Annotated in this window: 9 protein-coding genes; 4 read left to right on the top strand and 5 right to left on the bottom strand. The window is 48.9% G+C overall.

The genetic code is table 11. The features are described 5' to 3' along the window. Nucleotide 1 precedes the first annotated feature (1 nt). Nucleotides 2-1,219 carry an ABC transporter permease gene (locus tag F0220_RS24655; protein ID WP_105601252.1) on the top strand — a complete coding sequence of 406 codons (1,218 nt, stop codon included), beginning with the start codon at nt 2-4 and terminating at the stop codon, nt 1,217-1,219. A 173-nt stretch (nt 1,220-1,392) separates the two neighbouring features. On the opposite strand, the gene F0220_RS33035 is transcribed toward F0220_RS24655, so the two are convergent. The 3 genes from F0220_RS33035 to F0220_RS24645 all read right to left on the bottom strand — a co-directional run bounded on the left by F0220_RS33035 (nt 1,393) and on the right by F0220_RS24645 (nt 3,915). Beyond that, nucleotides 1,393-1,518 carry a YjcZ family sporulation protein gene (locus tag F0220_RS33035; protein ID WP_206759599.1) on the bottom strand — a complete coding sequence of 42 codons (126 nt, stop codon included), beginning with the start codon at nt 1,516-1,518 and terminating at the stop codon, nt 1,393-1,395. A 303-nt stretch (nt 1,519-1,821) separates the two neighbouring features. Next, nucleotides 1,822-3,120 (bottom strand): aminotransferase class I/II-fold pyridoxal phosphate-dependent enzyme, encoded by a 1,299-nt coding sequence (locus F0220_RS24650; protein WP_105601251.1) that lies wholly within the window; start codon nt 3,118-3,120, stop codon nt 1,822-1,824. A 177-nt stretch (nt 3,121-3,297) separates the two neighbouring features. Next, a complete protein-coding gene (locus tag F0220_RS24645; RefSeq protein ID WP_105601249.1) occupies nt 3,298-3,915 on the bottom strand; it encodes a pyridoxamine 5'-phosphate oxidase family protein in 618 nt (205 codons plus the stop codon). 154 nt (nt 3,916-4,069) lie between these two features. On the opposite strand from F0220_RS24645, the gene F0220_RS24640 reads away from it, so the two are divergent. Beyond that, nucleotides 4,070-5,527 carry a MocR-like pyridoxine biosynthesis transcription factor PdxR gene (locus tag F0220_RS24640; RefSeq protein WP_105601248.1) on the top strand — a complete coding sequence of 486 codons (1,458 nt, stop codon included), beginning with the start codon at nt 4,070-4,072 and terminating at the stop codon, nt 5,525-5,527. A 178-nt stretch (nt 5,528-5,705) separates the two neighbouring features. Beyond that, complete coding sequence (locus F0220_RS24635) at nt 5,706-6,491, top strand: AraC family transcriptional regulator (RefSeq protein WP_105601246.1); 786 nt, start codon at nt 5,706-5,708, stop codon at nt 6,489-6,491. Nucleotides 6,492-6,838: 347 nt separating this feature from the next. On the opposite strand, the gene asd is transcribed toward F0220_RS24635, so the two are convergent. Together asd and F0220_RS24625 are read right to left on the bottom strand one after the other, a co-directional pair. Next, entirely contained in the window at nt 6,839-7,630 is a 792-nt protein-coding gene (asd, locus tag F0220_RS24630) for an archaetidylserine decarboxylase (RefSeq protein ID WP_105601245.1), read from the bottom strand. Nucleotides 7,631-7,715: 85 nt separating this feature from the next. Then, nucleotides 7,716-8,846, bottom strand: coding sequence for a YheC/YheD family endospore coat-associated protein (locus tag F0220_RS24625; protein WP_105601243.1), 1,131 nt, complete (start codon nt 8,844-8,846; stop codon nt 7,716-7,718). 514 nt (nt 8,847-9,360) lie between these two features. Between F0220_RS24625 and F0220_RS24620 the strand changes: the two genes are divergently transcribed. Then, on the top strand, nt 9,361-14,556 hold the full coding sequence (locus F0220_RS24620; protein ID WP_105601241.1) for a WIAG-tail domain: 5,196 nt from the start codon (nt 9,361-9,363) through the stop codon (nt 14,554-14,556). Nucleotides 14,557-14,611 lie beyond the last annotated feature (55 nt).

The following is a 14,611-nucleotide window of genomic DNA, read 5'->3' as shown; positions in this document are numbered from 1 at the left end:
CATGGATCTCAAGCTGCTATGGAAGCAAAGACGCACAGGATTCTGGAACGGAATTCTTCCTTATCTGGGTTATGTGATCCAGAGCGGTGTAGCTATGGTCTTTTTATTTCTCGTCATTGCGTTCTCCGCCTGGTATACATCGTTTGTCCAGAACATTCCCGCAGAATTCCCGATTCGCTGGATTGCATTGCTGCTGCTGGCGCCACTGGTGCTGTTTAGCAGTTATCGTACATATCTGCTTCCAGCAGATATTGTATTCCTGCGGCCACAGGAATACCGGATGCAGGAATATTTGAAGAACAGCTTTGCCAGGGGCATCATCTATAAAAGTCTGGGCCTACTGCTTGTATTTGTTACACTGTGGCCTCTCTATGTCAGAGCAGATCTGGATGCACGGCCATTTGGCTGGTTCATCGTATTCCTGCTGCTGTGGAAAGGGCTGTCCAGTTATGGAGCATGGCAAGAGCTAAGAATGGTTCAGGTTGGCGCGGCAAGAGGATACCGTCTCTTGCGTTGGGCTTCGGCAGTTCTGGCAGTTGGCGCATGGTTATGGCAACCACCTCAGCGCAGCGTATGGTTCCTGCTGTTACTGGCTGTCGTTTATATCGTTGCCTTGCGTATCCCGGTAAAACATCGGGTGGCGTGGGAACGTCTGATACAGGTGGAGCAGGGGCAGGCTGGCAGGGTTATGCGGACGCTCGGCTGGTTCGTGGATGTGCCTTCATCCGGACAGAAAGTAAGTTCGCGTCGCTGGCTTAGCAAATTGGGGAGCGGTCTTCCCTGGAATGCAGGGAAAGCTTACCGATATCTGATTACCAAAACGTTTATTCGAACCGAAGTGTTTTCCATTGTATTACGTCTGGTTGTACTGGGTATGTTACTATCCTGGTGGACAGCAGGCAGCTACTTTGGTGTCGGGGTGTATCTGTTCTTCCTGTTGCTTGCAGGTGTTCAGTTGGGTGCGCTGCGTCGCAGTCATAGTGAATCGTTCTGGATTATGATCTACCCGATCTCGGGAGAAAGTCGTCGTTCTCAGGTGTTGGGATTCATATTCCATCTACATGCACTGGCTGCGTTACTCATGTGGTTGCCTATGCTGGCTGCCGGAGCAACCGGACTGACTGTCACCGGAGTAGCCCTTATTTTGAGTATACTGGTGATTGTGATCATGCGGCGTTCACAAGGTAACAAGTGGTTGAAGGAAGAAGAGGACGAGTAAACAATCGATCGGACACCTGACCAACTTGGATTATTACATTGGGTTCATCAGTGAGAGGTACAAAAGATAACAAAAGAAGGGTATGCCGGGCTGTATCCCGGTATACCCTTCTTTGTGCTGTAATGGAATCATGCAATCAGATCACTTGGTTCTCGCGCAAGTGTGTATTGGTACTAACAGAGGAACGATTTAGTGATAATTACGAGCAAGATGAACAGAACGAGAATGGCACCTGTGTTAGTAAATCCTCCGTAACCGCCGCATCCATAACCGCCTCTTGTATCTTCAACTCCAGACATGGTCATTCCCCTTTCAAGTGGTTGTTTGGCACGCCCTTGCGTACATCGTATATTATGTGCCTTGGGGTTAGGCTGATTGGGCCGATGCCCGGAAAAGTTGGAAATTCGAGTTTTTGGGCAGCTGTCCCGGTGTGGTAAGTGATATCTGATGAGTTGTAAAACACCAAAAGAACCCTCTGTATATTCGGAGACATGTAACGTCGTCCCGGCATACAGAGGGTTCTTATATCATTCAGGGTTCAGACATGATCCTCTTTCCCCTGAACCATTGAAATTGCGTTAATTCGCTACTGTCTGTTTTAACTAAGTCGTCCGCAGATCCTGAACTCCACGATAGATGGTTTCATACAGATCTTCCAATCCGGATTCTTCAATACAGGAGAAGGCGATTCGCAGATCTGATTCACCCAGCGCAATTGTACCCACACCGTATTTGTGCAGCAAATGGCTTCGGAGTTCTTCAGCGCCAACTTCTTTCAGCTTCAGGCACATGAAGTAACCGGAGTTGAACGGATAATAGTCCCATGCATCTCCATACTTGCCGCTATCGAGAATGGCTTTTACCTTATTGGCGCGGCCTTTCATAATCTCGAATTTCTCCTGTTTCTGTGCTTCAAACTCCGGTGCTTTGAGCGCATCCAATACAAAAGTCTGGGAAGGATGCGGTCCACTGGAGATAGTTGCCCGGATAATACCGAGTGTTTTTTGCTCCAATGCATGCAGAACGGCTGCATCTTCATGGGCATACGTAATGAATCCAACGCGGAAGCCCCATACGAACTCCTCCTTGGTTGCACCATCCACTTTTACAGTCAACACACGTGGATGAATGTTGGCAAGTTTGCCAAACAGGGATTCATGAATGGAATCTTCGAAGAACAGTCCAAAGTAGGCATCATCTGTTACAGCAACCACGTTAACGCCGGCTTCAGCTGCCTGAAGAATCGTGTTTACAATGGCATCTGCTTCTTCCGCTCCAGGCGTATAACCTGTTGGGTTATTCGGGAAGTTGAGCAGGACGATCGCTTTACCTTTGTCCTTTTGATCAAGCAAAGCCTGAAGAAGACCATCACTGTTGAAGTTCAACTGATCATCGAACAGGGGATAATGAACTAACTGGCCATGACGACGAATTCCGAAGGTCAGCTCGTAATTTTCCCAGTTTTTATCCGGATATATGACAGCGTCCCCTTCATCGGCGAACAGGTCGGCTACGATACTTAGTCCATGGGTTAATGCATTGGTTACAATTGGATTGCCAAACGTTTTGCCTTTCAGGGAAGGCGTTTCCTTCAGCATCTTGTCTCTCCAGACGGTCCGCAATTCAGGTTTGCCTGCAGGTGGAGCGTAAGGATACAGATCCTTTGGCTGGAATGCAGAGAGCTTCTCCTGAATGACCTGAAGATGCATCGGCACACCACCCTCCAGGGCGATACCAATCGTGGCATTATGGGTCTTGGCCAAGCTTGCTGCTTCAGCAGATTGACTCAAAATCCCCTCTTTAGGAAAATAAATTTCTTTGCCAAGCTGTGACAGCATGGAGTAGACGTGACTGCTGCCTGTCTGAATACTTTCGTTCAACTGTTCAGCCAGTGGATTCATTCTTTTCATCCTTCCAAGTCTTTGTGATTCAACTGCCTAACATTATATCACCTTGACATGCCCCCGTCACGGAAATTACGCAATATGACAGTTATATCGCTTTACCGCGTTGTTGCAGAGGGTTTTCGGGTGGGTTATCGTTGAATCAACCTTGGATTAATCCTCAAGAAATGAAACTTATTGCTGATGAAATGGACAATATTTCCGCATCATCTCAGCGGTTTCAGCATCTCGTCCCTCATTGCGCTGTTCCAGTTCACCACGTATGTGATCCAAGCGTTCAATGGACCAATTTTGTCCGAATTTAAATTTGGCAGTGACTCGTTCCGGCATAATTCTTACAACGGCTACAGCTTTGAGGTTTCCTGTGTAACGTGAGTCATTAGCGTCGATCGGTACATATCCGCCTTGCGGTTGGAGTTTTTCCATAAATCGTTGCAGCACCTTACCTTTGATGTCCAGATCTTTAACCGGTTCTGCCTGACCAAAGGCCATGACACTTTTGAAGAAAGAAGTCGCCGGACAAGCAAGCTCAGGATCACTGAAATAGGATGGAATCAAGGAGAATTCCTCAGCTACCGTGAAACTGACCGACGAATCCTGTTTAATCTGTTTCATCTTCTCGCCAGCCAGACTGCCGTGGAAATAAAAGCAACCGTCCATATATACGAAATTCAGAGGTGTAACCCGTGGTTGTCCGTCCGGACTGACCGTTCCCAGAAACCCGAAGGAGCACTGATCCAGAAATGCCGTAATCTCTTGTTCTTCATCTACTGTGAATTCTTTCCGTCTCATGTGTATTCCCCCATCATTGAATGTATAATAGAACGCCATCTCTTATGCATAACCATAGTTCATACATTGACAATGAAATAGATCCAATTTACATTCACTTTAGTAGGCCAATTAGTCGGGGATTACAATGAAGACAAATGAAGAGAGGTGCATGATGGAATTTTGGCTACCTATGGATACCTATGAACTTCAGCATCGATACAAGTATGAGGCATTGTACCATGCGTTACGTGATGCCATTCATGCAGGCACATTGGTGGGAGGTACGAGACTTCCTTCCACCCGTGAGTTGGCAAAGCAATATGAGATGTCACGTGGTTCGGTAGCTCAGGTATACGACATGCTGCTTGCGGATGGTTATGTCCATGCACATCGGGGAAGAGGTACATTTGTCACCGAAACATTATCCACTCAGGAAAATGAAAAACAGGAAGCCGTTCTCAAGCTGTCTGCCTGGGGGGAACGAGTACAGATGTTGAATACGCAACATGAAGTCCTGCGGACTCCAATGTCTTCACCGAAGGCGTCCGTCATTAATTTTCAAATGCAGCGCATGCCTGCAGAACATTTCCCGTTAGGGGAGTGGAAAAGTGCACTCGCTGCGGTTCATCGCAGTGGTTGGCGAGAATCCAGCGGTGTAGCCGGAGATCCGGAGCTGCGTGAGGCCATCGCCTCCCATCTCAGATGGACACGTGGTATTCAGGCTGAACCCTCTCAGATTGTATTGTTCAGTGGTTCAATGCAAGGTATCACCCTGCTATCTCAATTGCTGATTACGGAGAATACAGCAGTTGTATTGGAGAACCCGGGGTATCCGGGCATTGCCCATGCCGTCAAGTCCTGTGGAGGGTACATCATCCCGGCAGATGTGGATACCGCAGGCATTATTCCGCAACCTTGGGAGGCACAGACGTTATTTGTCACCCCTACCCGGCAGTTTCCAACAGGTGCCGTGCTGAGGTTGGACAGAAGACGTGCCTTGCTTGCATGGGCTTCGAAGCGGAATGCGGTCATTATTGAAGATGATTATGACAGTGAATTCCGATGGGGAGGAAGACCAATTGAACCTCTTAAAGTGCTTGATCGTGAACAGCGCGTCATCTATGTCGGTTCATTCTCACAAACGATGGTTGCTTCGTTCCGACTTGGTTATGCCGTACTGCCGCCTGGCCTGGTAGAACCTCTCCTTGCCGCCAAGGCGCTGTATGAACCGGTACCTCCGGCGCTGTTAGAGCAGCGCGCACTGGCAAAATTTATGACCAGAGGAGGTTACCTGAGGCACTTACGGCGGTTAACCCGGTTATACGGGGAACGGCATGGTTTTTTTGTCCGAGAGATGGAACTACAGTTACCGGAAGCATTCACGATGCAGCTTGGTGATGCAGGACTGCATATCTACGCTACCTGGAATGGTGATGTGGACAGTTATCAGCGATTTAAAAAGCTTGCTGAGGAGGATGGCATACTGTTTCGTGATGCAGAGCGATATCGGCTGACTTCAGGTCATCCGGCGGCCTGCTTTGCTTTTGCACATCTGGAGAAAGAAGAGATGACAGAGGGAATCCGGCGAATGCGGTTAGCCTGGGAGAAGTGCACATTTTCGTTTCGGTGAATTCCGCTGTATAATGGGATAAGACATTTCGCTCCTGTAAGAGCAGAGATCATATATGAGCAAGTTGTATTGAATGATGCTAGATGCTTAAATACATATGGCCTTGATTGAAGAAGTGAGATTCAGATCAGAATGATGCCATATGCAGAGAGATTAACTATCAAGGGGGAGTGGCGACATGCTGCAGGCATCGCCGTCATCATTTGTTATTTTGCCCGCTGTCGCCAAAATTGTCTGTGAACCGGGCTGGAAGTGGCAGAAGCGGGAAAAACCGATGCAAAACTATGATTTATTTTATGTATGGAGTGGTGAAGGAACGCTTGTACTGAATGACCAGTCGTATGAAGTTGGCAAGGGTAGTTGTTTTTTGTTCAGGCCAGGAGATCATCCTACTGCAACACATAATAAACAAAAACCGTTGGTACTTACGTATATTCACTTTGATGTGGACGGACCTGTGACTGATGTGCCTCAGTCCTATCGCGAGGTACAGGAAACGGTGGAGTTTGAGCACTTGCTGGCACGTTATGTAAGACTGTTCTTATCGGATGTGTACGGACGTGATGAAGAGAGCCGATTGATTCTGAAGCAATTGATGATTCATTTGCTGCGGGCTGATACGGAAGAACCTGTGGAGAAAAAGGTAAGCAACCAGTTGTCTGATGTCATCCAGGAGGTCGCCAATTATGTGCGTCAGCATCCGGGGATTACACATCGGGTCGAAGATCTGGCTGCGCGGGCTGGCTTATCGCCCCGATACTTCTCAATCAAGTTCAAGGAATTGGTTGGATCATCGGTGCAATCTTATATTATCCGCATGCGTATTGAACGGGCGGAACATCTGCTGGTGCATACCGGCATGAATGTGACTGAAGTGGCGGATGCTCTGGGATACCGGGATATCTTCTTCTTCAGTCGTCAGTTCAAGCAGTATACAGGCAAAAGCCCGTCCGAGATTCGTTGAAATTCTGATGAGAAGAACAGGAAACCGTTTCAAGTCTGGAACGCAAGGGTAATTATCTAGCATTCCAGATGACCAAAAGGGGGAACTTGTGATGAACGGAAAACGTCGGGTCCGCAACCGGGGATGCTCTACGAAGGGATGCAATATTTTCCGGAACCGTCTGCGTCGCTTCAAACCGGCAGAGGACTTGCAAGATGTGTGGTTTTGAGGAGAACTCAGCAGACCAATAACGACGGAGCGAAGCTTCGTATTGCATGTATATATGGATGAATATGAATTCATAAAGAGGATGGCGCAATACCTGGTTACAGGTGCTGCGCCATCCTCTTTATTTGCGTATGGACTCATTAGTTCTTCGGTTTCAAACGACCAAGCAATGCGCCCATTTTGACCGAATCGCCTGGCTGTAAGCCGGGGTTTGGTTCGAATGTGCCACTTTGCGTCAGCAGAACAACGGTGGAACCGAATTCAAAATAGGCCAGATCATCGCCTTGTGCCCAGGTACTTGTGTCCGTATCAGCATACTGTATGCTACTCACGTTCATTGCACCTACTTTGACAACCGCCACTTCACCGTAATCGTGTGCGATATACGTAATGAGCCGTTCGTTTCGACTAAGCACGGATCTCATATGGGTCAGGCCAAAGTCATTCACGGGATAAACTTTGCCCTTGATGTGTTCGCTCTCTATTTTGCGGCCGCTGACAGGTGCATGAATGCGGTGATAGTCGCGAGGGCTGAGATAGAGGACGAACCCGTACCCGTGCTTGTACTTCTCCAGATGGGGAGAATGGTTTAATAATTCAGCAAGTGTATAATTTTGTCCCTTAACATTCAGGAGTGTCCCTGCAGATATTGGACCGGCTGCCGTAATCTTGGCATCTACCGGGCTGATCAGTGCATGCTCTGAAAGTTCCAACGGGCGCATGCCCGGCTTTAATTTGCGGGTAAAGAAATCGTTCAGTGAACGGTATTCTTTCCAATCTTTCTCGGCCTCTTGAACAGGGATGTCGTAGGTCCGGACAAAATAAGGGATAAATGCCTTACTTCCCCGGCTTTTGGAGAAGGATCCCACGGTCCGGGAGATCCATTTGCGCGAAGAAAGCTCGGTCATTAATCGCAACAGCGTTTTTGCCATGAATATCCCCCTTAGGGTTAATGCGAACTTCAAGGCCGGCAAGACCGGCCGTTCTGCATAATATTGACACAGAATGCACACGAAATCAATATAGTCTCCTATCGTATGTCTGCGGTTGTCTCGGAATCCTCGAATTCTGTTCCAGCAGCAGACGCCCATAAGCCATTGGTTTGCTGTACGTTGCCTTCCAGTGTTCCGACATTCCCGCCTTGCGGAAACCGTAACGCTGATCCCGTCCATTGCATTCAATAAAGTAGATCTGGCCGCTGCGCGTTATCCCGAGATCAAGACCCAGATCAGCCAGATGTGGCAGACTGGCCGCCAGATTCTGGGCAATTCGAAGTGCAACGAGTCCGATTCTGTATTCCAGTCGAGCCAAGTCAAAGCCAGATTCTCCTAATCCAAGGGCCTCTGCGAGCTTCATGACTTTACCGCCCTGGGCGATATTGCTGACAAACGTATGGGCAGGAGCCGCTTTGGCAAACATGCCTGTTATTCCCCAAAGACCATCGCCGCCACGTTGTACAGATACCCGTAAATCTACCGGTCTGCCCTCATAACGTACCAGCGGGATACGCTCTTCAATGAGGTAGGCATGGCGAAAGATCCGCCTTAGGGTAGCGGAAGGAAGCTGTCCTTTGCTCAATCGGAAGGTAGCCCACCCTTTGCGTGCAGCCTTCGTCTCACAGGTTAGTTTCCACTGTCCATCTCGCTCAAAGACTCGCATAATACCATGACCGATGCTGCCGCTGCATGGTTTGATGACGAGGTCATCATATTGTTCCATCATATAGGCCAGAGACTCTGGCGTAGCTTTAACTGCATGGGGCAGGTGTTCTCGCAAGGCGAGGTCCTGATGAAGCATGTCATGAATGTGATCTTTACGGTACCGGTTGCGAACGTTGAATACCTGAATACCCTGCAACATCAGCTTGGTAATCTGATGCTGTTCCGTCCGGCGAAGCTGGAGTGAGCGATTATGAATGACGGAGGGCAGTGGCATGCGCTCGCGAACATATCTGCCTTCTTTTTTTACATAGGCAAGACATGTTTTTTGATCCGAATCGATATCATCCAGCCTCAAAAAGCAGGGAGTTAATCCATAACTGGCCGCTGCCTGTTCATAATTCGCGAGTGATTCCTGACCGGTCCTTCCGGCCGGTATCCCCCGGTACATGCGTGAATCGAACATAATGCCGATCGTTTCTTGGAGCATGACCGTTCCTCCTTCGATGTTATCGCGACCATGGATCGTCCATTCATGGAATGCCGGCCTGTCACCGCATGGCTCAGACATCGCGATAACGCAGACCGGTGTGTAAGATGCATCGCCAAGCACTAGTGCTTGCTCAGGGCGTGTCTAAAACTCCGAAGGAAGCAGGTTTGCCAAATCTTTGTTCCAGGCAAGGAAGTTTTCCGCAGGCGTGCCGGGGCACGTCAAGGGAAAATGACACAGCAGGGGGCGAAAAGACGTTGAAAGATGCACTTCAGCGAGTTTTCAGACACGACCTAAACATAATATCCTATGACATGACTGGGACGGGGGCGTGGACAGCCGCCTTTCCTCTGCTGCCCTGACACGCCTATTTCCACGAAGATCATCGAACCTTCCTGTCTTGACGCCTGTACATTCGTGCTTTGGAATCCGCAAAAGTCATAAATGAAGTGGCAGATGCCCATATGGAAGCATATGATGCCGGAGACGAACGTTAGAGGAAGGAGCAAGCTGCATGAGTAAAAATGGCAAAAAGAAGGTTCCAACGCCGAAACTGCGGCATGTGAGCCCGAAATTCAAGGAATTGGAACTGACTGATCGCCGGGCAGACAAGATGAACTCAGGTTTCACTGTGAATAGGGAAGAACGCTTGAATACGAATAAAAGGGATTCGAGGGCTGTTCAGGAGTCGGAAGAATTCCTATTTGAATCAACGGAGTTACCTTCTTCAACAAACGAGCTGGAAGAGCTAGAGATCGAAGCCAAAATCAAGACGGAACCCGTAGAGTCTGATAGCAAGGAAGTTGAGACACAAGATAGCTCGGAAAAGCAGATTCAGGTTAGCAGCTTGGCTCCGCTTGCTCTGGAAGAAGAGCAGGACATCAACAAACAGGAGATAACAAGCAAGGACCGGCTGCAGATCCTGAACCAAAACCAGATGCCGGGTCATACCGGACACTACATCTACACGGACGACTTGAGTGAATTTGCTGTTACGGAGAGCAAGTTGGCTCCTTTCTCTGTGGATGCCTCCAAGCTGAAACCGGATGCGGTTGGCAGTGAAGCATTGCAGGATTATGCGGTGACCAGCATTCACATTGCTGACGGGGCCATTGTTTCGGCGAAACTTGCGGAAGCGTCTGTATCTGAGGAGCACCTGATTGACGGCTCTGTGTCTGGTCATAAAATACGAAATGCTTCTATTGCCGGTGAGAAAATCAGAGATGGCAGTATTACTTCTCAGAAGCTTGGCAACCAGGTCATCGATTCGGCCAAAATTGCCGACGGCTCCATCGGCACAAGACATCTCAGCCGCATGCTGGTAACGGAAGAATTAATCAAGAATCATGCCGTAACTGGAGACAAGATTGCGATTAGCGGGGTGGATACAAGACATCTCACGGGTGGAGCTGTGAATACCTCCAAACTGGCTGACGATGCAGTGACTACATCCAAAATTCGGGAAGCCGCTGTCACAGGCAGCAAAATCGAAGAACTATCCATCGAGTCTCACCATATTCAGGCAGGTGCTGTTAAACAGACACATCTGGCTGAAGGGTCTATCGGTCGTTCACAACTATTAAGTGGCAGTATTGGAAGTGACCAGATAGAGGATGGATCCATACAAACAAGACATTTAGCTGAGGGTTCACTAAGTGGAAGACATCTCCTGGACGGTTCAATCGGATCAAATCAGATTCGCGCTCATTCCGTTGGCAAGGAGCAGATAGGCAATGGAGAAGTGGGCAGTGAGCATTTGATGGAAGGTGCAGTAACCAGCAGCAAACTGGCAGACCAGTCTGTGGGAACAGCAAAATTGCTGGAGCAATCCATTACGGCATCCAAGATTTCTGATCAGAGCGTCATTTCTTCCAAAATTGCGGATGAAGCCGTACAGGGTAAACATCTTGCCAAAGGGTCCATTCGTGCGGAACACATTGCGAATCGGGGAATCACACCGGTACATGTGGACAATTCCGCAATTCACTCCATTCACATTGCAAGTGGAAGCATCGAGGCAACTCATCTATCTGCCGGAAGTGTGTCCGGAGACGCTCTTGCAGACGATGTGGTGTGTGAACGGCATCTTGCAGAGTCGGCCGTGGGTACGTATGAATTACAGGATGCGGCCGTTACAGACGTTAAACTCGCGGATGGAAGTGTGACAACAGAAAAGCTTGGAACGGCATCGGTAAGTAGCAGAGCGCTTGCCCCGGGAAGTGTTATATCCTCGCATCTTGCGAGTGGTGGAGTCACGGGTACACATCTGGCTCCAGGCAGCGTGGGTTCCGAGGCGCTGAGACCTTATGCAGTGAAATCGGAACACCTGACAGAACATGCGGTAGGTGTACCTCATCTCCAGCCGGGCAGTGTTGAAACGGATGCGATTGCACGGGCTGCGGTCACAACTGACAAATTGGCTCTTGATAGTGTAACTTCAGCCCAGCTGGCGGGCGGGTCCATTTTTCCGCCTCATCTAACAGATCATGCGGTTACCTCCCCCAAGCTCTCGCCAGAGAGTGTTGCAACAGATAAACTGGCGGATTTTGCTGTCACGTCAGCTAAACTGGCAGACGGCAGCGTGACTTCTTCCAAGATTATGGCAGAGAGCATTAACGCCAAACATATTCCAGCAGGAACCATTCGTGGGTATCACCTGAAGCAGCATTCCGTTTCACTGGAACATTTGTCGGAAGAAATACGCTCACCGGAATTATTTGCTGATGGCAGTATTACCGGCAACAAACTTCGGCATGGCTCCATAAGTGCGGACCATTTGACAGCAGACTCGGTATCCGGGACAGAACTGCAACAGGCTGCTGTAGGTAGCGAGCACTTGCAGCCATCCGTTGTACAATCCGTCCATCTGGCTGAAGGCAGCGTGAAATCTGACCATTTGGGGACTCAAGTAGTGAGCTCACAGCATCTGAAGGCAGACATCATTCATGAGGAGCATATTGCTGAACAGGTGGTCACATCGCATCACTTGGCACCCGGATCTGTCGAAACAGACCATCTGGCACCTTTATCCATTACAGCGGCTCACCTTCAGCCAGGTTTGATCAGTGGTTTGCATCTTCAGGCAGAGTCGACAAGTGCTGTTCACCTGCAGCAAGGAGCTGTGCATTCCCGTCATATTCAAGATGGTGAAATTCTTCCTCATCATATCCATGAACGCAGCATCGGAACATCTCATCTGGAAGAAGAAGCGGTAAGTACGATTATTTTGCAGGATGAATCTGTAACACGCTCCAAACTAGCAACGGGTAGTGTGGATGGCAGCAAATTAGCTGCAGGAACCGTATCGGCTACTCACCTTGCCAATGAAAGTGTGCAAACCCGGCATATCCAAGAAGGCGCAATCCTTGCTGATCATATTCAAGAGTGCAGTATTGGCGCAGTTCATCTGGATGAGGAGTCTGTAAGTGCAGTTCATTTGCAAAATGGATCTGTAACAAGTGCCAAACTGGCGGATGGCAGTATAAACGGCAGCAAATTGCTTGAAGGAACCGTATCGGGGATTCATATTGCGTCAGAAAGTGTGCAACCCGGGCATATCCAGGCTGGGGCCATTCATGCTGACCATATTCAGGAGCGGAGCATCGGCACAACCCATCTGGAGGAGGAAGCCGTAAGTGCGATTCACCTGCAAAATGGGTCTGTCATCAGTGCCAAACTGGCTGACGGCAGTGTAACCGGCAGCAAGTTGATCAAAGATGCGGTGTCGGGAATCCATATCGCTTCTGAAAGTGTGCAATCCCGCCATATCCAGTCAGGAGTAATCCTTGCTGACCATATTCAGGAGCACAGCATCGGCATGCTTCACTTGGAACAGGAAGCAGTAAGTGCCATCCATCTGCAAAATGGGTCTGTAACAAGTACCAAGTTGGCCGACGGCAGTGTAAACGGCAGCAAGTTGCTTGAAGGAGCAGTATCAGATATCCACATTGCAGACGATAGTGTGCAATCCAGTAAGATTCAAGCAGGAGCCATTCATGCTGATCATATTCAAGAGCGGAGCATCGGCACAGCACATTTGGAAGAGGAGTCTGTAAGTGCCATTCATTTGCAAAATGGAGCTGTAACGAGTGCCAAACTGGCGGATGGCAGTATAACTGGCAGCAAGTTACTCGAAGGTACGGTATCCGGGATTCATATCGCATCGGAAAGTGTGCAATCCGGGCATATTCAGGCAGGAGCTATTCATGCTGGTCATATTCAGGAGCGAAGCATAGGCACAGCCCATCTGGAAGAGGAAGCGGTAAGTGCGGTTCATCTGCAAAATGGGTCCGTAACAAGTGCCAAATTGGCTGACAGTAGCATTAGCGGCAGCAAATTGCTCGAAGATACTGTATTGGGGAGCCATATCGCGTCGGAAAGTGTGCAAACTCGCCATATCCAGTCAGGAGCGATCCTTGCTGATCATATTCAGGAGCATAGCATTGGTACGTCCCATCTGGAGGAGGAAGCAATAAGTGCGGTTCATCTGCAAAGTGAATCCGTAACGAGTGCCAAACTGGCGGATGGCAGTGTGAGCAGCGACAAACTGCTTGACGATGCGGTGTTGGATGTCCATATTGCCAATGGAAGTGTGCAATCCCGTCATATCCAAGAGAGAGCCATACATGCTGACCATATTCAAGAGCGAAGCATTGGGATCTCCCACCTCAAAGCGGAATCGGTAAGTTCGATTCACCTGCACAATGGTTCCATAACAAGTGCCAAAATGGCTGACGGCAGTGTAAATGGTAATAAATTGCTTGAAGGTGCGGTATCCGCTATCCACATAGCAGACAAAAGTGTGCAAACTCGTCATATTCAGGAGGGAACCATTCTTGCTGATCATATTCAAGAACGCAGTATTCGCACAACTCATCTGGAAGAGGAATCAGTAAGCGGGGTTCATCTGCAAAATGGGTCTGTCACCAGTGCCAAATTGGCCGATGGCAGCGTGAACGGCAGCAAACTTAGTGAGCAGAGTATTACCTCTAATCACTTGAATGCGGGGATTGTAGGTCCAGCACATTTGAGCGAAGAGATATGGAATGCGATTCGTCAGTTCAGTGGAGAAACGTTGGAGCAACTGGCAGCGATCAAAAGACAAGAGGGATTGCTTCAACCAGAAAATGAAGGTGTACAGCAATCACAGCAGGTAATCGTCGAGGCATTACCGAGTACTGGTCTGGAGCAACAACAAGAGCTGGTATCCCAAACAGATCAGCTTGGCGAACTACCGGCAGCTTTGTTCACGACAGAGCCGGCAGAACAGGCTCAGCAACCACAGCTTGAACAGTCACAGGAGTTCGCTGGAACTACGGAGTTTATGTTAAGTGAACAATCGATTAAACAGGAGCATCTCTGTGATGATGCCGTGGGCAGCAGCCAGTTGCAATCAGGGGCAGTTCAAGCCAAACATCTGGCCTTCCAGCCCGTTCGCAGCGTAAGCAAACAACCAGTTGTACAACAATTCGGGATGGAAGCTTTTGTACTGCCGGAGAGTGAAGTATGCACAGAGGTAACCGTTGTTTTTGAAGAATCATTTGCTTCAGAACATTATGTGATTGTGGGCATGAGCAATGATCGGGGATTCCAGATTTCCTTGCTCTCGCAGAGTGAGGATGAAGCGGTACTTGAAGTGTCACGTACAGCAGATTGCAAGCATACGTACGGGTTGTTATCATGGATTGCTGCGGGACCTTCGCAAGGATAGTGCAGGATTGAATCCGTAATAAATAAATGATAAAAGCGGTGTCCAGAGTTGTCCG

The organism is Paenibacillus sp. 37, from assembly GCF_008386395.1.
GTDB lineage: Bacteria > Bacillota > Bacilli > Paenibacillales > Paenibacillaceae > Paenibacillus > Paenibacillus amylolyticus_B.
The sequence above is the reverse complement of the archived record's forward strand: the minus strand, read 5'-3'. Positions and strand labels throughout refer to the sequence as shown.